At 71.8% G+C, this 21,098-nt stretch carries 19 protein-coding genes; 8 read left to right on the forward strand and 11 right to left on the reverse strand.

Features of this window, described 5'->3' with window-relative positions:
* Positions 1 to 134: 134 nt before the first annotated feature.
* The 6 genes from pyrE to ACFY0P_RS40340 all read right to left on the reverse strand — a co-directional run bounded on the left by pyrE (position 135) and on the right by ACFY0P_RS40340 (position 5,419).
* On the reverse strand, positions 135 to 683 hold the full coding sequence (pyrE, locus tag ACFY0P_RS40315) for an orotate phosphoribosyltransferase (RefSeq protein ID WP_388925244.1): 549 nt from the start codon (positions 681 to 683) through the stop codon (positions 135 to 137).
* 10 nt (positions 684 to 693) lie between these two features.
* Positions 694 to 1,491: an aldose 1-epimerase gene (locus ACFY0P_RS40320; RefSeq protein ID WP_388925247.1), complete on the reverse strand. Its 798-nt coding sequence runs from the start codon at positions 1,489 to 1,491 to the stop codon at positions 694 to 696.
* A 238-nt stretch (positions 1,492 to 1,729) separates the two neighbouring features.
* Complete coding sequence (locus ACFY0P_RS40325) at positions 1,730 to 2,473, reverse strand: SRPBCC family protein (RefSeq protein ID WP_388925250.1); 744 nt, start codon at positions 2,471 to 2,473, stop codon at positions 1,730 to 1,732.
* An 85-nt stretch (positions 2,474 to 2,558) separates the two neighbouring features.
* Entirely contained in the window at positions 2,559 to 4,208 is a 1,650-nt protein-coding gene (locus tag ACFY0P_RS40330; protein WP_388925253.1) for a polyamine aminopropyltransferase, read from the reverse strand.
* Positions 4,209 to 4,293: 85 nt separating this feature from the next.
* Complete coding sequence (locus ACFY0P_RS40335) at positions 4,294 to 4,824, reverse strand: DUF2617 family protein (protein ID WP_388925256.1); 531 nt, start codon at positions 4,822 to 4,824, stop codon at positions 4,294 to 4,296.
* Positions 4,825 to 5,155: 331 nt separating this feature from the next.
* Entirely contained in the window at positions 5,156 to 5,419 is a 264-nt protein-coding gene (locus ACFY0P_RS40340) for a hypothetical protein (RefSeq protein ID WP_388925259.1), read from the reverse strand.
* 140 nt (positions 5,420 to 5,559) lie between these two features.
* Between ACFY0P_RS40340 and ACFY0P_RS40345 the strand changes: the two genes are divergently transcribed.
* Entirely contained in the window at positions 5,560 to 6,747 is a 1,188-nt protein-coding gene (locus ACFY0P_RS40345; protein WP_388925262.1) for a pyridoxal phosphate-dependent aminotransferase, read from the forward strand.
* Between the two features lie 152 nt (positions 6,748 to 6,899).
* Entirely contained in the window at positions 6,900 to 8,081 is a 1,182-nt protein-coding gene (locus tag ACFY0P_RS40350) for a hypothetical protein (protein WP_388925265.1), read from the forward strand.
* 9 nt (positions 8,082 to 8,090) lie between these two features.
* Here the strand turns inward: ACFY0P_RS40350 and ACFY0P_RS40355 are convergent, their stop codons facing one another.
* The gene (locus ACFY0P_RS40355; protein ID WP_294006887.1) at positions 8,091 to 8,621 is read right to left on the reverse strand and encodes a YbjN domain-containing protein; all 531 of its coding nucleotides are present in this window, start codon (positions 8,619 to 8,621) and stop codon (positions 8,091 to 8,093) included.
* Between the two features lie 102 nt (positions 8,622 to 8,723).
* On the reverse strand, positions 8,724 to 11,357 hold the full coding sequence (clpB, locus tag ACFY0P_RS40360; RefSeq protein ID WP_388925268.1) for an ATP-dependent chaperone ClpB: 2,634 nt from the start codon (positions 11,355 to 11,357) through the stop codon (positions 8,724 to 8,726).
* 113 nt (positions 11,358 to 11,470) lie between these two features.
* Between clpB and ACFY0P_RS40365 the strand changes: the two genes are divergently transcribed.
* Entirely contained in the window at positions 11,471 to 11,884 is a 414-nt protein-coding gene (locus tag ACFY0P_RS40365; protein ID WP_388925271.1) for a pyridoxamine 5'-phosphate oxidase family protein, read from the forward strand.
* 190 nt (positions 11,885 to 12,074) lie between these two features.
* Here ACFY0P_RS40365 and ACFY0P_RS40370 read toward each other — a convergent pair whose 3' ends face one another.
* Positions 12,075 to 12,413, reverse strand: a complete 339-nt coding sequence (locus ACFY0P_RS40370) for a hypothetical protein (protein ID WP_388925274.1) — start codon at positions 12,411 to 12,413, stop codon at positions 12,075 to 12,077.
* Between the two features lie 327 nt (positions 12,414 to 12,740).
* Here ACFY0P_RS40370 and ACFY0P_RS40375 point away from each other — a divergent pair, with 327 nt between their 5' ends.
* Both ACFY0P_RS40375 and ACFY0P_RS40380 read left to right on the forward strand, forming a co-directional pair.
* Positions 12,741 to 13,745: a helix-turn-helix transcriptional regulator gene (locus ACFY0P_RS40375; RefSeq protein WP_388925276.1), complete on the forward strand. Its 1,005-nt coding sequence runs from the start codon at positions 12,741 to 12,743 to the stop codon at positions 13,743 to 13,745.
* A complete protein-coding gene (locus ACFY0P_RS40380; protein ID WP_388925279.1) occupies positions 13,742 to 14,728 on the forward strand; it encodes a helix-turn-helix transcriptional regulator in 987 nt (328 codons plus the stop codon). The genes ACFY0P_RS40375 and ACFY0P_RS40380 overlap by 4 nt, the downstream gene beginning before the upstream one ends.
* On the opposite strand, the gene ACFY0P_RS40385 is transcribed toward ACFY0P_RS40380, so the two are convergent.
* Positions 14,691 to 15,743, reverse strand: coding sequence for a LuxR C-terminal-related transcriptional regulator (locus ACFY0P_RS40385; protein ID WP_388925282.1), 1,053 nt, complete (start codon positions 15,741 to 15,743; stop codon positions 14,691 to 14,693). The two genes, ACFY0P_RS40380 and ACFY0P_RS40385, sit on opposite strands and share 38 nt — an antisense overlap.
* Positions 15,744 to 16,138: 395 nt before the next feature.
* Here ACFY0P_RS40385 and ACFY0P_RS40390 point away from each other — a divergent pair, with 395 nt between their 5' ends.
* The 3 genes from ACFY0P_RS40390 to ACFY0P_RS40400 all read left to right on the forward strand — a co-directional run bounded on the left by ACFY0P_RS40390 (position 16,139) and on the right by ACFY0P_RS40400 (position 19,629).
* Complete coding sequence (locus tag ACFY0P_RS40390) at positions 16,139 to 17,680, forward strand: circularly permuted type 2 ATP-grasp protein (RefSeq protein WP_388925284.1); 1,542 nt, start codon at positions 16,139 to 16,141, stop codon at positions 17,678 to 17,680.
* 172 nt (positions 17,681 to 17,852) lie between these two features.
* Positions 17,853 to 18,785, forward strand: a complete 933-nt coding sequence (locus tag ACFY0P_RS40395) for an alpha-E domain-containing protein (RefSeq protein ID WP_388925287.1) — start codon at positions 17,853 to 17,855, stop codon at positions 18,783 to 18,785.
* Position 18,786: 1 nt separating this feature from the next.
* Complete coding sequence (locus tag ACFY0P_RS40400; RefSeq protein ID WP_388925290.1) at positions 18,787 to 19,629, forward strand: transglutaminase N-terminal domain-containing protein; 843 nt, start codon at positions 18,787 to 18,789, stop codon at positions 19,627 to 19,629.
* A 275-nt stretch (positions 19,630 to 19,904) separates the two neighbouring features.
* Here ACFY0P_RS40400 and ACFY0P_RS40405 read toward each other — a convergent pair whose 3' ends face one another.
* Positions 19,905 to 21,014: a sugar ABC transporter substrate-binding protein gene (locus ACFY0P_RS40405; protein WP_388925293.1), complete on the reverse strand. Its 1,110-nt coding sequence runs from the start codon at positions 21,012 to 21,014 to the stop codon at positions 19,905 to 19,907.
* Positions 21,015 to 21,098: the final 84 nt, after the last annotated feature.

Here is a 21,098-nt window from a genome sequence, read left to right on the forward strand (position 1 = left end):
GCGTGCTGCTGTTTTCTTACGGCCCTGACCTAGACCTTGGGGGCGACGTCATCGTCGTCCCCATCTTTCCAGACATGAACCGATGCTCCTGGCAGCGGTCGAATCCGGGTCAATCCCACTCGTCGACCGGGGTGTCAGTCCAGACCCAGTTCATCCTTCGAGAAGGCGAACAGATACGGCACACCGGCCTGCTCCGCGATCGCCTCGGCCGCGCCCGTCGCCCGGTCCACGATCGTCGCCACGGCGACGACCTCGGCGCCGGCCTCGCGCAGCGCCTCCACCGCGGTCAGCACGGAGCCGCCGGTGGTGGAGGTGTCCTCGACGGCGAGGACGCGGCGGCCCTTGACCTCCGCGCCCTCGATACGGCGCTGGAGGCCGTGCGCCTTGCCCGCCTTGCGCACCACGAAGGCGTCCAGCGTCCTTCCGCGCGCGTGGGAGGCGTGCAGCATCGCGGTGGCCACCGGGTCGGCCCCCAGGGTGAGGCCGCCGACGGCCTCGAAGTCCAGCTCGGCGGTCAGGTCGAGCATGACCTGACCGACCAGCGGAGCGGCCTGGCCGTCCAGCGTGATCCGGCGAAGGTCGATGTAGTAGTCGGCTTCCTTGCCCGACGACAGGGTCACCCTGCCGTGCACCACGGCCTTGTCCTTGATCTGTTGCAGCAGCTCAGCGTGTACGTCCGTCATGCCGACCAGCTTAGAGGCGCGTCCACGTCCAGGTGGTCGCGGCTTCCAGCGGCTCCAGCGGGGTGACGAGCCTCGGGAGTGTGTTCAGCCCGTTCGGCGGTCCGGTCTGCGGCTCCACGCACACGGCCTCCGCCTGCTCGTCGTAGACCACGACCCACTGCTCGCGGCTGGCGACCTGCAGTTCCAGCTGCCCCGGCCAGGTCAGGGTGACGTCGACACCGTCGGGCATGCCGAAACAGTCGTCCCAGGGGCCGGGCTTCGGGTCGATGCGGTTGCCGGTGGGCAGGTGGTCCGCGCCGCGCTCCTCCTGCCAGGCCGGGGTGAAGTCCACCCGGACGTCCTGGGCGCCCTGGCCGCCGAGGTTCCGGTTGAACCAGGGGTGCCAGCCGATCTGCGCCGGGAAGGAGTCGTCGTACGTCTCCACGGACATCGTCAGCGTCAGCGAGTCCTCGGCGAGTTGCACGACGTGGGTGACGCGGGCCGGGTGCGGCCAGGGATCGCCGATTTCGCGCGTGATCACGGCCTCGCTCGCCGAGACCCGCGCGGTGCGCCAGGCGCCGTCGCGTGCGGTGCCGTGGATGGCGTGCGGCGGGGAGTTGAGGGGCATCTGGACGACGGTGGCCCCGTCCAGGAAGCGGCCGTCCCGGATCCGGCCGCACCAGGGAACCATCGGGAAGCAGCCGAAACGGTCACCTTGCCGGAGCAGTTCGAGGCCGCCGACCTCGAGTCCGGCGATCCGGCCGCCGTTGCCGGGGTGCAGGTGCAGGGTGGCGTCGCCTGCGGTCAGCGTGATGTCTTCGTTACTCACGGGATGAGAGTAGTGGGGGGAGCCCTTGTGATTCGGGTGCGGGTGGGTGGGGGCTGGTCGCGCAGTTCCTCCCCCAGCCTTCGGCCGGGGGTACCCCCAGCGCCCCTAAAGGGGCGCTTCCCAGCCGTGTCCTGCATAGCCGCGGGCAGTCGTGCCGCCGGGGCGGCACGGGTGGGCGCGGGCACCCTGCCAGCGCCGGTAAGCGTCCCCGCCCCGGCCCCAGCGCACCCGCACAGCGTCACCGCCGGCGCCGCAGCGCCCTCGTCACCACGATCGCCGACGCGAGCGCCAGCGCCGCCGCCGGCGCGGCCCACCGCAGGGCCGAACTCCCCACCACCGTCTGCGGCGCCGGGACCGGCGCGTACCGCCCCCTCGGCGGCGCGTGGTCCACCTCCTCCGCACTGCGGCCGATCATCGTCCGCCGCGCGTGCGCCGCCTCGGCGAAGATCTCGGGAAGCGGCTCCACCACCGGCACCTCCGCCGGTTCCGGCTCCGGTGCCAGGGACGGCGGCGGGACCTCCGTCTCGAAGATCGAGGCCGGTGCGTCGGGCGCCGTCGGCTCCGTCTCCTCCCCCAGCCCCTCCGCGAAACGGCCCAGCAGCCGCGTCCCCGCCGCCTCCACCGCCGCCGCAGGCAGCTCCGCGACCCGCCCGTCGGCGGAGGCCGTACCGGTCACCGTGACCGTGCACCCCTCGCCCGTGTCCGCGAGGCGGAACGTGAGCGCCAGCTTCACCGTGCCGGTGCCGCGGGCCTCGGTGGCGTCACCGTCGACCGCGTAGGAGCCGTCGTCGTGGGCGCTGACGCGCAGGGAGCCCCGGTAGGTGATGGAGTGGCTGCCGATCCGGACCTTGAGCCGGCCGGTGCCGGGGTCGGCGCCCGCGTCCTGCTGGAGGCCGGGGACCGCCCGGGCGACCCGCGCGGGGTCGGCCAGCGCCTCCCTGAGCCGCGAGGCCGGGGCCGGGACGTACACCTGGTGCTCCATGCCGACTGAGCCTACCCACGAGTCGGTCCGGCACACCCTCCCCGACGCACGGCAGGCTGCGAGCCTCCTTGACGGCCGGGCCTTCTCAGTACCGCGGGTGCACCAGCGTGGACGGCGGCAGCCCGGCCACCGGCGTCTGCAGTGCGTCCCTCTCCAGTGCGGCCTCCGTGAGCGTCCGCAGCCGCGGGCCGTCGGCCGGGAGCCGCAGGGGCGGTCTCCGGGAGCCCGCCGTCGCGAGGATGAAGCCCCAGTCGTGCGGGGCCCTGGACTCGCCCGCCGAGCGGTCGGGCCCGGGGGTGAAGCCGGCGTCCTGGCCGGGGACCCGGTAGGGGGTGGTGGCGAGGCCTGCCGCCCGTAGTGTCGCGGCGACGGTCCAGAAGGCGCGGGGGCGGGCCTGGACCGGTCCGGCGTGCACGACCAGACGGCCGCCGGGGGCGAGGGCGCGGCGGACGAGACCGTAGAACTCCTGGGAGTACAGCTTGGTGCTGGCGGTGATGCCGGGGTCGGGCAGGTCGGCGATGACGACGTCGTAACCGGAGTAACCGGAGTAACCGGAGCGGGGTGCCTCGCGCAGCCAGTGGAAGGCGTCGGCGGTGAACACACGGACGTGCGGGTCGTCGTAGGCGTGGCCGTTGAGCGCGGACAGGGCGGGGTCGTGGCGGGCGAGGCGGACCAGGCCCGCGTCGAGTTCGACGATGTCGACGCGGTCGACGCCGGTGTGCCGCAGCACCTCGCGGGCGGCCATTCCGTCGCCGCCGCCGAGGATCAGCACGCGCGCGTGCGGGCCGGTCATCGCGGGGTGGACGAGGGCCTCGTGGTACCGGCGTTCGTCGTGGCCGCCGACCCGCAGCCGGCCGTCCAGGAAGAGGTCGAGGGGGCGGCCGTGGGTGCCGCCGGTGAGGACGATCTCCTGGACGTCTGTCTGGAGGGCGACCCGGACGTCCGCGCCGTAGACGGCGTGCCGTGCGGCCCGTTCGAAGTCGCCGACGAGGGCGGCCGCGGAGGCGAGGAGGCCGAGGACCGTCAGGTTGGCGACGAGGATCGTGCAGCGGGCGCGGCGGGACAGGTCGCGGCGGAACAGGCCGAGGACCAGGGCGCCCCCCGCGACGAGGTTGACGGTGCCGGTGAGCAGGGTGCCCGTCAGCTGGCCGAGGAAGGGCAGCAGGAGGAACGGGAAGGCGAGGCCGCCGACCAGCGCGCCCACGTAGTCGGCCGCGAACAGGTCGGCCACCGCACCGCCCGCGTCCTGGCGGCGGATGCGCTGGATGAGTTCCATCAGCAGCGGCACCTCGGCGCCGATGAGCAGGCCGATGGCGAGGGAGAAGGCGACCAGGAGGCAGCGCGGGCCTGTGGCCCACAGTCCGCCCCAGCCGCCGGTCCAGGCGAAGACGGCGTACAACGCCATGGCGCTGCAGCCGCCGACCAGCGCCAGCGCGGCCTCCACCGCGGCGAACCCGGCCGCCGCGCGCCAGCGCAGCCGCTTCGCGGCCAGGGAGCCGACGCCCATCGCGAAGACCATCACGGACAGCACGACGGAGGCCTGGGTGACCGAGTCGCCGATCAGGTACGAGGCGAGGGCGACGAGTTCGAGTTCGTACACCAGTCCGCAGGCCGCGCAGACGAACACGCATGCCAGGACCAGGAAGCGGCCCGTCCCCGGCCGCACGGGCAGCGGCGCGGGGGCGCCCCAGGGCGGCGGTGTGCCGGGCGGGGCGGGTGCGTGCGGATCGATCACTCTGCGACGTTACGTCACTCGCTCGGTACGCTTCGTCACCCACACGTGTGGAACTCGGGGCCTTTTGACGCCTCGTTGGTTTATGTCATCCCGCCAGGGGGCGGGACACCGCACCCCGTACGCCGACCCGGGTCCGGGTCGCCACCAGCTGGCCGTCCTGCGGGTACGCGTGCCAGGTCCGCCAGTGCACCTGGCCCTCGTGCCGCTGGGCCAGCATCGCCGTGAACGCGTGCGGGCTGCCCGGGAAGACCCCGGCGAGGCCGTGCGGATGCTCGGAGACGAGGGCCAGCAACTCCTGGGCGCGGCCGGCGAAGGAGCCCGGTGACAGCACCTCGACGCGGGCCGCGAACTCGTACTCCCAGTCGCCGTTGCGCTTGGCGACCCCGAGCGGCAGGGGGGTGCTGGACCCCGGGATGCACGCCACCGTCTCCGAACAGCCGCCCCGCTCCTCCTCCAGGAGCACCTGGTGGGACGCGCCGAGCAGTCTCAACTGCAGCTTCGCCCCGGTCAGTTCCAGGTCGAGGGTGGCCAGGGCGGGCAGCGGCTCGCGTCCCAGGGCCCAGGCGAGGTCGGCCGCGCGCGTATCGGTGTAGGTGGTGTTCAGGGTCGTGAGCATGGATCGGCTCCGCTAACACGCAAAAGGGGAGGAGTGTGGTCCGGCGCACCTCGGTCGACACCGGGAGATCGGCCCGGCCGGCCCAGCCGGGGGAGGGTGTCGTCAGGACGTCCGAGGTGCTGCTTTGGTGATTTAGAGGGAATCATGAACTGTGGCGCTGCCACAGCGTTTTTACCCAACTTCGTGGGGTTTCCATCCCTCAGAGGGCTCCACAGCTCAACTGTTCAACCAAGTTGTGCGCCCCGGCCCTCCCGGCGCGCGCCGGGGCGCCCGGCGAGAGCTCCCCCGCTCTCCGTCCGGACGCCCCGGTCCCCCGTCGCCCGCGGGCGGCTCAGCTGCCCCCGCCGCAGCCGCCCCCGCCGCACGACGAGCCGCCCCCGCAGGACGAGCCGCCACCGCACGAGGAGTGCCCGCCGCCGCAGGAGTGGCCGCCGCCGTGATGACCGCCGCCGTGCGAGGACGACGATCCCGAGTCCCCGGCCCACCAGCTGCCGGAGCTGTCGTAGGACGAAGAGGACCCTGCCCGGCGGACCACCGACGCGACGATCGCGAAGCAGATGATCGCGGCCACCACCACGATGAAGACGGTGCCCATGGCGTCACCTTCTTTCCGTTCCCCCGAAGGCGACCCCCCGTGGGCGCCCCGGCCGCCGCGAGAGCGCGGCGTGCCAGGGGGATGCCCGGCCGTCTCACCAGCCAAAGCAGAGTTGAGGAACTCCAGAGCTTGGGCGCAGGATGACCCGCATGACCTCCAGCGAACGCCCGCTCCTGAACCGTCGGCTGGCCGAGTTCGGCACCACGATCTTCGCCGAGATGTCCGCCCTCGCCCTGCGCACCGGCTCCATCAACCTGGGGCAGGGCTTCCCGGACACCGACGGTCCCGAGGAGGTCAGGGAGGCCGCCGTGCGCGCGCTGCGCGAGGGGCGCGGCAACCAGTACCCGCCGGGGCCGGGCGTCCCCGAGCTGCGTACCGCGATCGCCGCGCACCAGCAGCGCCGGTACGGGCTGTCGTACGACCCGGACGCCGAGGTCCTGGTCACCGCCGGCGCCACCGAGGCCATCGCGGCCGCCCTCCTCGCTCTCCTGGAGCCCGGCGACGAGGTCGTCGCCCTGGAGCCGTACTACGACTCCTACGCGGCCAGCATCGCGATGGCGGGCGGCACCCGGGTCCCGGTCACCCTCCGCCCCGACGCCGGCGCCTTCCGCCTCGACCTCGACGAGCTGCGCGCGGCGGTCACCCCGCGCACCCGCCTCCTCCTGGTCAACACCCCGCACAACCCGACCGGCACGGTCCTCACCCGCGCCGAGCTGACCGCGATCGCGGAGCTGGCGGTGGAGCGGGACCTGCTGGTGGTGACCGACGAGGTGTACGAGCACCTCGTCTACGACGAGGCGGAGCACGTGCCCCTCGCGACCCTCCCCGGCATGCGCGGGCGCACGGTCACCATCGGCTCGGCCGGCAAGACCTTCTCCTTCACCGGCTGGAAGGTCGGCTGGGTGACGTCGACGCCGGAGCTGGTCGCGGCGGTGCGCTCGGCGAAGCAGTTCCTGACGTACGTCGCCTCGGGGCCCTTCCAGTACGCGGTCGCGGAGGCCCTCGCCCTCCCGGACGCGTACTTCGAGGCGTTCCGCCAGGACATGCAGACCAAGCGGGACATCCTGGCGGCGGGCCTGACGGAGGCGGGCTTCGAGGTCTACGACACCGCCGGCACGTACTTCATCACCACCGACATCCGCCCGCTCGGCGAGACCGACGGGTTCGCCTTCTGCCGTTCCCTGCCGGAGCGGGCGGGGGTCGTCGCCATCCCGAACGCGGTCTTCTACGACCACCGGGAGGCAGGGGCGCCGTTCGTGCGGTTCGCGTTCTGCAAGCGGGCGGAGGTTCTGAAGGAGGCCGCGGAGCGGTTGCGGCAGCTGAGCTGAGACCGTCCTCGCCTGGGGGTGCCTGGGGCTGGTCGCGCCCACGCGGCGGAGCCGCATGTCGGCACAGCCCCGTGCCCCTTACGGGGCGCTGCGCTTCCCCCATCGGGCGCACATTTCTCGCACGCGCCCCGATCCCCCGGCACTGTGCGAATGTGAGCCACGCCAGTACCACCGCCCTCGCCCCGCCCGTCGCACAGCAGCCCGGCACCCGGCTGTCCCTCGTGACCGCCGGCGGGGTCGCCGTGGGGCTGTTCGCGGCGGCCCGGCTGACCGGCATGGCCGTGCTGGCGCTGGCCGCCTGGGCGGGCGGCCGGCATCCGCTGACGCTGCTCGGGAGGTCGTGGGACGCGGCCTGGTACCTGGGGATCGCGGCGCACGGCTACGGCCGCACCCTGTACTTCGGCCCCGGCATCGTCCACAGCGACCTGGCGTTCTTCCCGCTCTACCCGGCGCTGATCCGGATCCTGACGGCGGTGACCCCGCTCAGCGGGGCCGGCGCGGGGCTGCTGGTGTCGTGGACGGCCGCCGCCGTCGCCGCGGCCGGGATCTACGCGGTGGGCGCCCTGCTGCACGGCCGTGCGGTGGGCACCGCCCTGGTGCTCCTCTGGGGGCTGCTTCCGCACTCCGTGGTGCTGTCCATGGCGTACACGGAACCGGTCCTGACCGCCTTCGCCGCCTGGTCGCTGTACGCGGTCCTGGCGGGGAACTGGCTGTGGGCGGGCACCCTGGCCGCCCTGGCCGGCCTGTCCCGCCCGAACGGCTTCGCGGTCGCCGCGGCCGTACTGCTCGCCGCCGGCCGTGAGCTGCACCGCGCCCGCGGCCGGGTTACCCACAGGCTGTGGACGGGCGCGGCGCTCGCCCCGCTGGGCTGGACCGCGTACGTCCTCTGGGTCGGCGGCCGCACCGGCGATGCGCTGGGCGGCTACTTCGGCGTACAGCGGCTGTGGGGCTCGCGCTTCGACTTCGGCCGGGGCTCGCTGGCGTTCGTCCGTACGCTGCTGCTGCGCGGCGACCGGTTCGTCTTCCCGATGGCCCTGGTGATCGTGGCGGCGGCGGCCGTCCTGTTCGCCCTCCTGGCCCTCGACCGCGCCCCGCTCCCGCTGCTCGCCTACACCGCCGTACTCCTGCTGATCGCACTCGGCGGCTCGGGCTTCTTCGAGTCGAAGCCGCGCTTCCTGCTCCCGGCCTTCCCGCTGCTGCTCCCGCTGGCCCGGGCGCTGGTCCGCACGGCGAGAGCCCGGCCCTGGCACGCGACGGTGGTGGTCGCGGCCCTGGCCGGGCTCTCGTTCGGCTACGGCACGTACCTCGTCGTGTACGCGCAGACGCCGCTGTAGGTCTGCTGCTTACTCGTCGCCGTCTTCCGGCTCCTCGGCCTCGTTGACGGCCTCCTCCAGGCCGAGCTGCTCGACGAGCCATTTGTCGAACTCGATCGCGGCCCGCACCCAGCTGACCGTGGACGACACGAAGTGGTTGATGTCGACACCCGTGCCGATCAGCATCTGGGCCTCACCGATGAGACGGACGGTGCCGTCGTCGTGGGTGTGGGTGTAGACCTTGGGCCACAGGGTCCGCCGGTTCCAGTCGTCGATGGACTCGAGCAGCTGCGGCTTCTCGTCGATCTTGTGGGGGCGGTCGTAGAACGTCCGCACCGAGAAGACGGCCTGCTCGTCCTCGCCGCGGAACATGAAGTACGTACGGAACTGCTCCCACGGCGCCGCGAGGTCGCCCTCGTCGTCGACGACGTACTTGAGCTCCATCTGGTCGAGGAGCTGCTTCACAAGATCCTGATCCGGGACGACGGGGCCCGCCGGTCCTTGGGGCTGCGGCTCGGGCTGGCCCCCGAAGTTCGGAATCGAGGACGGGTCGATGGTCACCGTGTTTTTCCCTTCATGCGGATCCCGCCATCCTCCCCCATCCGGGGAGGGGGGTGGCAACCCCCGCCCCGGCGGGTTCATCTCGCGTTGGCGGAATTCCGCTCAGAGCGTTTTTCCGGTCTCCTGACCGGCGTTTTCCACGGCCTCCTCCGCCGTCGCCGGCCCCACGATCAGCCCCTCTCCGAAGGCGTCCACGCGGACCGTGTCGCCGTCCTTGACCTCGCCGGAGAGGATCTCCCTGGCGAGGCGGTCACCGATGGCGGTCTGGACCAGGCGGCGCAGCGGGCGGGCGCCGTAGGCCGGGTCGTTGCCCTCCTCGGCGAGCCAGGCCAGCGCCTCCGGGGTGATCTCCAGGGCGAGCCGGCGGTCGGCGAGGCGCTTGGCCAGCCGGTCGATCTGGAGCCGGGCGATCCGGGCCAGTTCGTCCTTGGCCAGGGCGGAGAAGACCACCAGGTCGTCCAGGCGGTTCAGGAACTCCGGCTTGAAGGACTGCCGGACCGTCTCCAGGACCTGCCGCTTCTTCTCCTCCTCGCCGAGGACCGGGTCGACCAGGTACTGGCTGCCCAGGTTCGACGTCAGCACCAGGATGGTGTTGCGGAAGTCGACCGTGCGGCCCTGGCCGTCGGTGAGGCGGCCGTCGTCCAGCACCTGGAGCAGGATGTCGAAGACCTCGGGGTGGGCCTTCTCCACCTCGTCCAGCAACACAACGGTGTAGGGCCTGCGGCGGACCGCCTCCGTCAGCTGGCCGCCCTCCTCGTAACCCACGTACCCGGGCGGGGCGCCGACCAGCCGGGCCACGCTGTGCTTCTCGCTGTACTCCGACATGTCGATGCGGACCATCGCCCGCTCGTCGTCGAAGAGGAAGTCGGCGAGGGCCTTCGCGAGTTCGGTCTTGCCGACGCCGGTCGGGCCGAGGAAGAGGAAGGAACCGGTGGGGCGGTCCGGGTCGGCGATGCCCGCGCGGGAGCGGCGGACGGCGTCGGACACGGCCCGTACGGCCTCGGTCTGGCCGATCAGGCGGCGGCCCAGCTCGTCCTCCATGCGGAGCAGCTTCTGGGTCTCGCCCTCCAGCAGGCGGCCGGCCGGGATGCCGGTCCAGGCGGCCACCACGTCCGCGATGTCGTCGGAGCCGACCTCGTCCTTGACCATGGTGTCCCGGGAGGTCTCCTCCTCGGCCTCGGACGCGGCCTCCAGCTCCTTCTCGAGCTGCGGGATCTCGCCGTACAGCAGCTTGGAGGCGGTGTCGAAGTCACCGTCGCGCTGGGCGCGTTCGGCGGTGCCGCGCAGGGCGTCGAGCTTCTCCTTCAGCTCGCCGACCCGGTTCAGGGACTGCTTCTCGCGCTCCCAGCGGGCGTTGAGGCCGCGCAGGTCCTCCTCCTTGTCGGCGAGGTCGCGGCGCAGCTTCTCCAGGCGCTCCCGGGAGGCCGGGTCGGTCTCCTTCTCCAGCGCCAGCTCCTCCATCTTCAACCGGTCCACGGAGCGCTGGAGTTCGTCGATCTCGACCGGGGACGAGTCGATCTCCATCCGCAGGCGGGAGGCGGCCTCGTCGACCAGGTCGATGGCCTTGTCGGGGAGGAAGCGGGAGGTGATGTAGCGGTCGGAGAGGGTCGCGGAGGCGACCAGCGCCGCGTCCGCGATCTGGACCTTGTGGTGGGCCTCGTAACGGCCCTTCAGGCCGCGGAGGATGGCGATCGTGTCCTCGACCGTCGGCTCGGCGACCAGTACCTGCTGGAAGCGGCGCTCCAACGCCGGGTCCTTCTCGATGCGTTCGCGGTACTCGTCCAGGGTGGTGGCGCCGACCATGCGCAGCTCGCCGCGGGCGAGCATCGGCTTCAGCATGTTGCCCGCGTCCATCGCCGAGTCGCCGCCGGCGCCCGCGCCGACGACGGTGTGCAGCTCGTCGATGAAGGTGATGATCTGCCCGTCGGAGTCCTTGATCTCGGCGAGGACGGTCTTCAGCCGCTCCTCGAACTCGCCGCGGTACTTGGCCCCGGCGACCATGGCCCCGAGGTCGAGCGAGACGAGCCGCTTGTCCTTGAGGGACTCGGGGACGTCGCCCTTCACGATCCGCTGGGCGAGCCCCTCCACCACGGCGGTCTTGCCGACGCCCGGCTCACCGATGAGGACGGGGTTGTTCTTCGTACGGCGGGAGAGCACCTGCACGACCCGGCGGATCTCCTGGTCGCGGCCGATGACCGGGTCGAGCTTGCCGTCCCGTGCGGCGGCCGTGAAGTCGGTGCCGAACTTCTCCAGCGCCTTGTACTGCCCCTCGGGGTCGGCGGTGGTCACCCGGCGCCCGCCACGCGCCTTCTGGAAGGCCTCCGCCAGCTTCTTCGCGGTGGCGCCCTGCCGGTCGAGGACCTCGCCGGCCGCGCCGCCCTTCGCGGCGATGCCGATGAGCAGGTGCTCGGTGGAGAGGTAGTCGTCGCCGAGGTCCTTGGCGCGTTCGCCGGCGTCGGCGATGACCGCGAGCAGGTCGCGGTTGGGCTGCGGGGGCGCGACCGTGGAACCGGTCACGCTGGGCAGCGCGGCCAGCACGCGCTCGGCGCCCTGGCGTACGGCGGCCTGGTCGGCGTCGACCGCGGCGAGCAGGTCGGTGATGTTCTCGTTGTCCTGCCCGGCCAGCAGAGCCAGCAGCAGGTGGGCAGGGGTGAGGTCCGCGTGCCCCTCGGTCACGGCCCGGTTGCTTGCCGCGTTGATCGCGTCCCGGCTCCTGTTGGTCAGCTCGGCGTCCACGTTCGCGTTCTCCTCCTCGGCGTCGTACGGCTGACTCAGCCAACGTACACAAAGTTGAGTCTATTCCACTCAAGGTGCGAGCGGGAGCCCTTCCCGGGACTACCTTCCGGGCCATGAGTACATACCGCGTGGACCCCGCCGCACCGGACGAGGCGTACCTGCGCTTCTGGCTGGAACGCCACCTGTGCACCCTCACCACCCTGCGGTCCGACGGCAGCCCGCACGTGGTGCCCGTCGGGGTGACCTACGACCCGGAGGCGGGACTTGCCCGGGTGATCACGAACAGGACGAGCGCGAAGGTGTCCCATGTGCTGGCCGCGGGGCCGGACGGGGCCCGGGTGGCGGTGTGCCAGGTGGCGGGGCGGCGGTGGGCGACGCTGGAGGGGCGGGCGTCCGTCCGGACCGAGCCGGGGAGGGTGGCGGAGGCGGAGCGCCGGTACGCCGAGCGGTACGGGAGGACACCCGGGGAGAACCCGTCGAGGGTGGTGATCGAGATCACGGTGGAGCGGGCGCTGGGGCGCGGATGAGGGGCGGCCACGGGGCGGGGCGGCCGACCCGTTCCTGCGGCTGGTTTCAGCCACCATGGGGGTGCGGCCGAAACCGTCCGATGAACTGAAATGTCCCCCTAAAACTGCAGCGGCGTCACCGTGTTCAGGTCACGGTGACGCCGCTGCGGGGGGAAGCACCTGAGCGATCTTTTACGACGGGGGAATCGCGTCAGGCACTGCGGGGGGTGGCTGAGATGGTTCGCGGGGCGGTGGGGGCCGCCGTCTCGGACAGCTGGTGGTCACGCTGGTCGAGGTTGACGAAGATCATTCCGTATCGGACGGCGCACCGTACGGGCTGCGGCGCCCCCCGAGGCCGCCGCAGGCACCGGTAGGCCCGGACGTCGTCCTCCTCGTCCCGCGTGACGACCACCGGCTCTCCGAACACGGTCACCATCAACGAGTCACCGCTGTGGGGGATGGCGGTGACCAGATCGATGAAGTGCCAGCCGGAGCGGTAGGCGGTGGCCATCTCGCGGCGGAAGGAGCGGTCCTCGGGTGGTGTCGTCATCTCTCCATCAGTCCCAGGTGCTGTCGTCCAGCCCAACGGGCAGATTCGTGTCGACCGAGGCGGCCTCGGAGATCCGAGTACCACCCGTGTGCGCACCGTCACCGCTCGCACCGGAGAGACCGACCATCGTCCCGACGGCCACAACGGCGGAGATGGCGGCGACAAGCACCGAGCGAAGCAATCTGTTACGCATAGTCGGCTTCGTCCTCACTTGAAGGTCCCCTCATTCCCCCGTCCAGTAAGACGATGGCTCATTCAGGCACATCATGGCCACACGATCGGTGCATCATGTTCCTGCATGTTCAGGACCCTGGGGGGTGGATATTGATGGCAAATGGGACTAGTACGACACATCCCCACGCGTTGGCCGATCTGTGTGAGGAAGGCAGCCGTCTTTATGCGGCCTCCCTGCGCACGGGCCGCATCGCGCGGGCGGAGGTCGACAGCGCCCCTTGCCTGATGGAATTCGCCCTGCTCCAGCCGGATCCGGACGACCCGAACTGGCTCCGTCCGGTACCCCCCTCGGTGGCCCTGGGTCAGCGTCTGCACCCGCTGGAGCGCGAGATCAGCGAACGCCGGCGGACCTCCGTCGCGCTCTCCGACCTCTTCGAGCCGTTCATGGCCCTCGGCGCCCAGGAAGCGGTGCCCACCCACTCGATCTCCGTCCTGGAGGGGCTCGACCGGATCAACGGCGCGCTCGACCTGGCGATCGCGCAGTGCCAGACCGAGATGCTCACCGTGCAGCCGAGCGGCCGGCGCCGCCCCGAGCAGCGGCTCATCGAGGCCCTCGAACGGGACAAGCCGCTGATCGAGCGCGGGGTCCGAATCCGCACCCTGTACCAGCACACCGCCCGCTACAGCCCCGACCGGCTGGCCTACGTGGACCAGTTCGCCAGCGGCAAGGCCGAGTACCGCACCATCGACGAACTCGTCGAGCGGCTCATCATCTGCGACGAGACCGTGGCCTTCATCCCCACCCGCGACGACCGCCAGGTCGCCCTGGAGATCCGCCACCCCGGCCTGGTCCGCTACCTCATCAAGGTGTTCGAGTTCATGTGGAACCGCGCGGTGCCGCTGAACGCCGGGGCCCCCTACGAGACCGCCCCCGACGGCATCACCGACATCCAGCACTCCATCGCCAAGCTGCTGGTCGAAGGCCATGTCGACGAGGCCATCGCCCGCCGCCTGGGTATGAACGTACGGACCTGCCGGGCCCACATCGCCAAACTGGCCCAGGTCCTGGGCAGCGGCAGCCGCGCGCAGCTGGGCTACCTGATCGCCCAGTCCGGAATCCTGGATCAGACACCTCCCGACGAGGTCGACAGGCCGTGACCCCCGAGCCTCATGCCGAGCACGGCGTCGAGGACCTGTGCGCCACGGGCGCGGAACTCTACGAGCGTGCCCTGCGGGAGGGGCACATATCCGCCCGGGAGGCCGCCGGCGCGCCCTGCCTCACCGACTTCGGTCTGCTGCACCCGGCCCTCGACGACCTGGGCCGGCTGGAGCCGGTGGCCCCCGCCGCAGCCCTGCACCGGCTGCTGCGCTCCTCCGCCGCCCGGATCGCCGACGAACGGCGACGGGAGGAACGGCTGCTGGCGCAGTTCGAACCGCTGCTGCGGGTCGGCGACCCCGGCACGGACGCCGAGACCCCCACGCTCCGCCTGCACCGCGGCACCAAGCCCATCAACCAGGCCATCACCGACGCCATGGCCGAGGCGGGCCAGGAGGTGCTCTGCATCCAGTCGCACGCCGGGCTGACCGGCCCCCGTGCCCGCGCCGCCGTCGCGGCCGCCCGCGAGCGCGACCAGGCGATCCTCGACCGCGGCGCCCGCATCCGCGCCCTCTACCAGCACACCCTGCGCCATGTCCCGGCCGTGTACGGCGGTTTCGAGCGGCTGCGGGGCGACATCGAGGTGCGCGGCCTCGACGAGACCCCGGACCGGCTGATCGTCGTCGACCGGGCCGTCGCCTTCCTGCCCGCCGCAGCCGACGGCTCGCTGGCCCTGGAGGCCCGTCACCCGGCGCTGATCACCTACTTCCGCACCACCTTCGACCGCCTCTGGCGCCTGGCCACCCCCCTCTACCCGACCCTTGAGCAGCGCCCCACCGTCAACGGCATCACCCCCCGCCAGCAGGCCATCGCCGCCCTCCTCGTGGAGGGTCACACCGACGCCGTCGTCGCCGAGCGGCTCGGCATGAACATCCGCACCGCCCGCGTCCACATCGCCAAGCTGGCCGCCACCCTCGGCAGCGAGAGCCGCGCCCAGCTCGGCTACCTCATCGCACGCTCGGGGATCCTTGATCAGGAAGGCTGACCGCGTCCGGGGCCGCGCTCGCCCCGCCCGGCGGCCGGTCCAGGCCCACCTGCGCTATGCGCACGCCCAGCTGGGTACGGCTGGCCGCGCCGAGGGTCTCGGAGAGGCGGGCGATGTGCGCCCGGCAGGTGCGCACGCTGATGCCGAGCCGTTCGGCGATGACCGCGTCCTGGTGGCCCTCCGCGAGCAGCGCCGCGATGGACTGCTCCCGGTGCGAGATGCCCTCGATGCCGGTGTCGGGGAGCGGGGCGGTGAGCGGGATCGCGAGGCGCCAGAGGCGTTCGAAGACCGTGACGAAGTATTCGACCAGCGCGGGGTGGCGCAGCTCCAGGGCCATCGTGCGGTCCGCGTTCGCGGGGATGAACGCCACCGTGCGGTCGAAGAGGATGAGGCGGTCGATGACCTCGTCGAGCGTGCGGGCCTCGACCGCGTCGCCCATCAGCTCCAGGTAGTTGAGCAGGCCCTGGCCGTGCCGGGCGACGTGCGTGTACAGGTCGCGCATCCGCACGCCCCGCCCGCGCAGGGCGACGGCCCGGTGCAGCCCCTCGGTCAGCTCCGACTCGCGCCGGATACCGCCCGGCTGCACGGTCAGCACCTCCTGCCTGCACGCCTCCGTCGCCTCGTCCATGGCCGCCTGGATCCTGGACAGCCCGTCGAGCACCCGGATGGCCGCCGTGCCCTCCGCGGAGGCCGACACGGCCTGCAACTGCCGTCCCAGCCCGGCGTACCACTCGAACGCCTCGACCGCCGACCCCACCCGCCGCTGGCTGTCCGTCACCTCGTCGTACACCCCGCGCAGCAGCCGGGTCATGACCTCCTGCGGGGCGGTCGGCACCAGCCAGTCCATGTCGTCGGGGTCGGGGTGCAGCAGCGCCAGCTCAAGCAGGCAGGGCACCGTGTCGGCGTCCGTGCGCGGCACCCGGCCCCGGCGCACGGCCCGGGAGTACACGCGGTCCCCGACGGCGCACAGCCGGTCGGCACCGTGTGGATGCTCCTCCGTCCCGTGCCCGGCCATCGACCATTCCACCCCCGGTTTGCAGCCTCTTCCGCAGCGCAACTATGAGCGGTCCGGACCGGGTCCGCAACACGGCTCCCCTCACGCAGGGCGCCGCAATACCCGGATACGACCCGGTATCGCACCGCCTCCTCCAGCCTCGTTGCAACAAGATGACGGTGGTGGCAGGGGGGTGTGCGGGGCATCGTGGGAGCCGCTTCCCACGGGTGTCGCCGTACACCCGGCGGGGCCCCGGCCCATCCTCTTCCGATCGGGCCGGGGGTCCCGTGCAACGCACCCACGGGGGAGGTGCGTTGCAGGGAGGGTCGCTCGCGGGCGCGTGGCGCGGCGGTCCCGGCGAATCCCCGAAATCCGCCAGTGATCGCCGCGTTACGTGCCCGCTCTAACGTCCCTCCATGGCGGACATATTTGACGCGTACGCGTTGGCCGACGCGTGGGACGAGATGTTTGTGCGGCCGGGTGAGGTCAGGACCGCCTATGAGCCGGTTCTGGCGGCGCTCCAGCCGATCGAGCCCGGTGAACTGCGGTTCCGGGCCGACCAGATGGCACGGGCCTTCACCGACCGGGGGGTGACCTACGCCTTCGCGGGCGAGGAGCGGCCCTGGCCGCTGGACCTGGTGCCGAGGATCCTCGACGCCCTGGAGTGGGATCTCATACGAAGAGGGGTGGCCCAGCGGGTCCGGGCGCTGGAGGCCTATCTGGCCGACGCCTACGGACACGCGCGGGCCTTCGAGGACGGGGTGGTGCCCTGGCGGCTGCTGCTGGGCTCGCCGCACTTCCACCGGGCCGCGCACGCGGTGGAGCCGCCCGGCGGGGTGCGCATCCATGTGGCCGGAATCGACCTGGTCCGCGACGAGGCCGGGGCCTTCCGGGTCCTCGAGGACAACGTGCGGGTGCCGAGCGGGGTGTCGTACGTCATCGAGAACCGGCGCGCGATGACCCGGGTCTTCCCCTCGCTCTTCGCCGAGCAGCACGTGCTCCCGGTGGACGGGTACGCGGGGCGGCTGCTCGCCGCCCTCCGGGCCGCCGCGCCCGGCGGCGCGGCGAGCGATCCCCGGGTCGTCGTCCTCACCCCCGGGCCCAGCAACGCGGCCTACTTCGAGCACGCCCTGCTCGCCCGGCTGATGGGCGTGCAGCTGGTGGAGGGTCACGACCTGGTGTGCCGGAGCAACCGGGTGTGGATGCGGACGACCCGCGGCGAGGTGCCCGTGCACGTCGTGTACCGGCGCCTCGACGACGACTTCCTCGACCCGCTGCACTTCCGCCCCGACTCGGTGATCGGCTGCCCCGGCATCCTGAGCGCCGCCGTCGCCGGAAACGTCACACTCGCGAACGCAGTCGGCAACGGCATCGCCGACGACAAACTCCTCTACACCTACGTCCCGGACCTGATCCGCTACTACCTCGGCGAGGAACCGGTGCTCCCCAACGTCGAGTCCTACCGACCCGACGAACCGGGCCAGTTGGAGGCCGTCCTCGACCAGCTGGACCAACTGGTGGTGAAGCCGGTCGACGGGGCCGGCGGGCAGGGCATCGTGATCGGCCCGAAGGCCGACAAGGAGACTCTGGATCGCACTCGCAAAGCGGTCACCGCCGACCCGCGCGGCTTCATCGCGCAGCGCCCGGTCGCCCTCTCCACCTCCCCCACCCTCGCGGGTGAACGGATGGCGCCGCGCCACATTGACCTGCGGCCGTTCGCCGTGAACGACGGCGACGGCATCTGGGTGCTGCCCGGCGGCCTCACCCGGGTCGCCCTCCAGGAGGGCAACCTGATCGTCAACTCCAGCCAGGGCGGCGGCTCCAAGGACACCTGGGTGCTCGCCGAGGGGCCGGCGGAACGAATGGCGGCACCGACACCGACACAGCCTGACGTCGCCCCGCGACAGCTCGGCCCCGCCAGCACCCCCAGCGTCGTCCATGAGGGGGCACAGCAATGAAGGAGCCCAGCGGCATTGAACCCTCCCTCTCCAGGACGAGAGGGATTCCTTGCTCACACCGCTCGGCCGCTCAGCGAACGGTCGAGTCCTACGCGATCAGCACCAGCCGGGTTGGAACCAGCCCGGTTTCCGCAAGCAATCCGTACCAGCCGATGTGTGACCGGGGGGCTCGATGAACGACGTGATCCTCTCCCGTATCGCGGAGTCGCTGACCTGGACCGGACGGTACGTCGAACGGGCCGACACCACCGGCCGGATCCTCGACGCCTACCTGCACCGGATGCTGGAGGACCCCTGGCGCGACGAGGACGCCGCCTGCCGGTCGCTGTACGCGATCCTCGGCGTGGACGCCGGCCCGGAACGGGTCGACATGCAGCAGGTCCTGGACCAGCTCGCCTTCGACGCCCGCTCCACCTGCTCCATCGAGGGCGCGCTCGGCGCCGCCCGGCTGAACGCGCGCAGCGCCCGCGAGGCCATCTCCTCGGAGATGTGGGAGTGCCTCAACTCCACCTGGCACGCGCTCGGCGACCGGCGCCGCGCGGCCCGCCGCACCGGCCCCTACGCCTACCTGGAGCTGGTCCGCAGCCGGGCCGCGCTCTTCTTCGGACTGGCCGACTCCACCATGAGCCGGGACGACAGCTGGCGGTTCGTCGTCCTCGGGCGGAGCCTGGAGCGGGTGGACATGACCGTACGGCTCCTTTCGGTGCGCGTGCTGGACGCGGCGCACGCGCCGGACTGGCCGACGCTGCTCAGCGCGAGCGGCGCCGACGAGGCCTACGCGCGGGTGCACAGCGGGTTCGGGGACACCCCGAGGGTGGCCGAATTCCTGCTCCTGGACCGGGACTTCCCGCGTTCGGCGCTGCACGCGCTGACCACGGCCGAGGAGTGCCTGGCCGCGCTCGGCCGGCCCCGCCAGGACCCGGCCCGCTCCCCGATCGGCCGGGCCCGTACCCGTCTCGAGTACCTGGACACCGCCTCCCTGGAGGAGCAGCTGCCCGTCCTGCTGCGCGATCTCCAGCAGGCCTGCATGGCGTCCGCCGACGCGGTGGCGGAGCGGTTCTTCCCGTACCAGGGGCCCGTTCAGTGGGCCCAGGAAGGAGCCTGAGATGGCTCGTCGCCTCCGCATCCGGCACACCACCCGGGTCTCGTACGCGCAGCCCGCGGCCTCCTCGCACAACGAGGTCCGGATGACCCCGCTGACCCTGCCGGGGCAGACCACGCTGGACGCGCGGGTCACGGTGCAGCCGGCGACCGCCGTCTGGTCGTACTGGGACTACTGGGGCACCCAGGTCACCGGCTTCGACCTGCTCGAGCCGCACGAGGACCTGACGATCACCGCGTCCAGTCTGGTGGAGACGGCGGCGCCGGGCCCGCTGCCGGCCGCGCCGGGGTGGGCGGAGCTGGCCGAACGGGCCGCCGGGTCCCGGCTGCTGGAGTTCGCGGGCGCGACCTCGCGTACGTCGGTGCCGAAGAAGCTGGTGAAGAAGGCGCGGGCCGCGGCGGCGGGGCTGGAACCGCACGAGGCCGCGGTGGCCGTCTCCGGGATGGTCGCCGACCGGGTGGCCTACCTCCCCGGGGCGACCGGCGTGAACACCTCCCCCGCGGAGGCGTGGGAGCAGCGGGCGGGCGTCTGCCAGGACATCACCCACCTCACGATCGCCCTGCTGCGGGGGCTGGGGCTGCCGGCCCGGTACGTCTCCGGGTACCTGCACCCGGAGCGGGAGGCGGAACTGAACCGGCCGGTGGCCGGGCAGAGCCACGCCTGGATCGAGTACTGGGCGGGCGACTGGTGCGGGTACGACCCGACGAACCGGGTGCGGGCCGGGGAGGACCACGTGGTGGTGGGCCGGGGGCGGGACTACGACGACGTCACGCCGCACAAGGGGATCTACCGGGGGGTGCCGGGAGGGGCTCCTGAGGTGACGGTGGAGTTCACGAGGGTCGCGTAGTCGGTCGGCTGCGGGTGCGTGGGGGCTGGTCGCGCAGTTCCTCCCCCAGCCTTCGGCCGGGGGTACCCCCAGCGCCCCTAAAGGGGCGCTGCAGCCGCGTCGGCTACATAGACACAGCCGCGGGCAGGCGTGCCGCAGGGCGGCACGGGTGGGCGATGGGGGTCCCCCCGCGCGAGCGAAGCCGAGCGTGGGGGAGGCACCCTGCCAACGCCGGTAAGTGACACCCCGCCCACGGCAGCCCCGCTCCCTGCGTAGGGAACGGGGCTCGGCAGGGCTTACTTGAGGCCCGCCTCCGCGCAGGCGGTCTTGTACGCGGCGGTGCAGATCTGCGAGATCTTGTAGATGCCGTCGGCGACGACGGTTTCCTTGATCTTGCTCTTGGTGACGGCGCTGACCTGCACCAGCTGGGACGGGATGTCCTTCTTGGTGGGGCTGTCGACGGTGTCCTGGGTGAGCGCGTCGAACTGGATGTCCTTGCCCTGCACCTTGTAGACGGCCATCTCGGCGGCGGCCTCGGCCTCGTCCGGGTACGGCTTGTAGACGGTCATGTACTGCTCGCCACTGAGGATCCGCTGGATGGCGTCGAGGTCCGCGTCCTGCCCGGTGATCGGCGGCATGTTGGTCACGCCCGCCGCCTTGAGGGCCTTGACGACGCCGCCGGCCATCGCGTCGTTGGCGGAGTAGACGGCGGCGACGTTGTCCTTGCCGATCGAGTCGACCGCCTTGGTGACTTCCTGCTCGGCGATGTCCGGGTTCCAGTCCTTGGTGTCGTACGAGAGACCCGCGGTCGTCACCTTGCCGTTCAGCTCGGACATGGCGCCCGTCTTGAACTGCTTGGCGTTGGGGTCGGTCGGCGACCCGTTGATCATGATGACCTTGTCGGAGGTGTCGACGTTGCTGCCGAGGCCCTCCAGGAGGGTACGGGCCTGGACCTCACCGACCAGCTCGTTGTCGAAGGAGACGTACGCGTCGATGGGGCCCTCGGCGAGGCGGTCGTAGGCGATGACCGGGATGCCCGCGTCCTTGGCCTTCTTCACCATGCCCGCGATGGCGTGCGAGTCGACGGAGTCCAGGATGATCACGTCGACCTTGTCGTCGATCATCTTCTGCATCTGCGTCGCCTGCGTGGAGGCGGACGACGCGGCGTTCTGGTAGTCGACCTTGCCCTGCTTGTTGGTGAGCTCCGCGATCTTCGACTTCATGATCGGGTAGTCGAAGTTGCTGTACCGGGTGTTGATCTTGTCCGGCATCAGCACACCCACCGTGATGTCGTTGCCCTTCGTCGGGGCCGCGGACGTCGACGACCCTGTCGCGTTGAGCACGCCGCAGCCGGCAAGCGAAAGGGTCATCGTGGACGCGGCCACAAACATGGCTATACGACGCATACGGGGCTCACTTCAGGTGCGTTCCGGACGTGGGGCTGCTTTGCGACCCAGATGTCTGAAAAGACAACGCGTACGCCACACCCG

It is taken from the genome of Streptomyces sp. NPDC001714 (assembly GCF_042892755.1).
Lineage (GTDB): Bacteria > Actinomycetota > Actinomycetes > Streptomycetales > Streptomycetaceae > Streptomyces.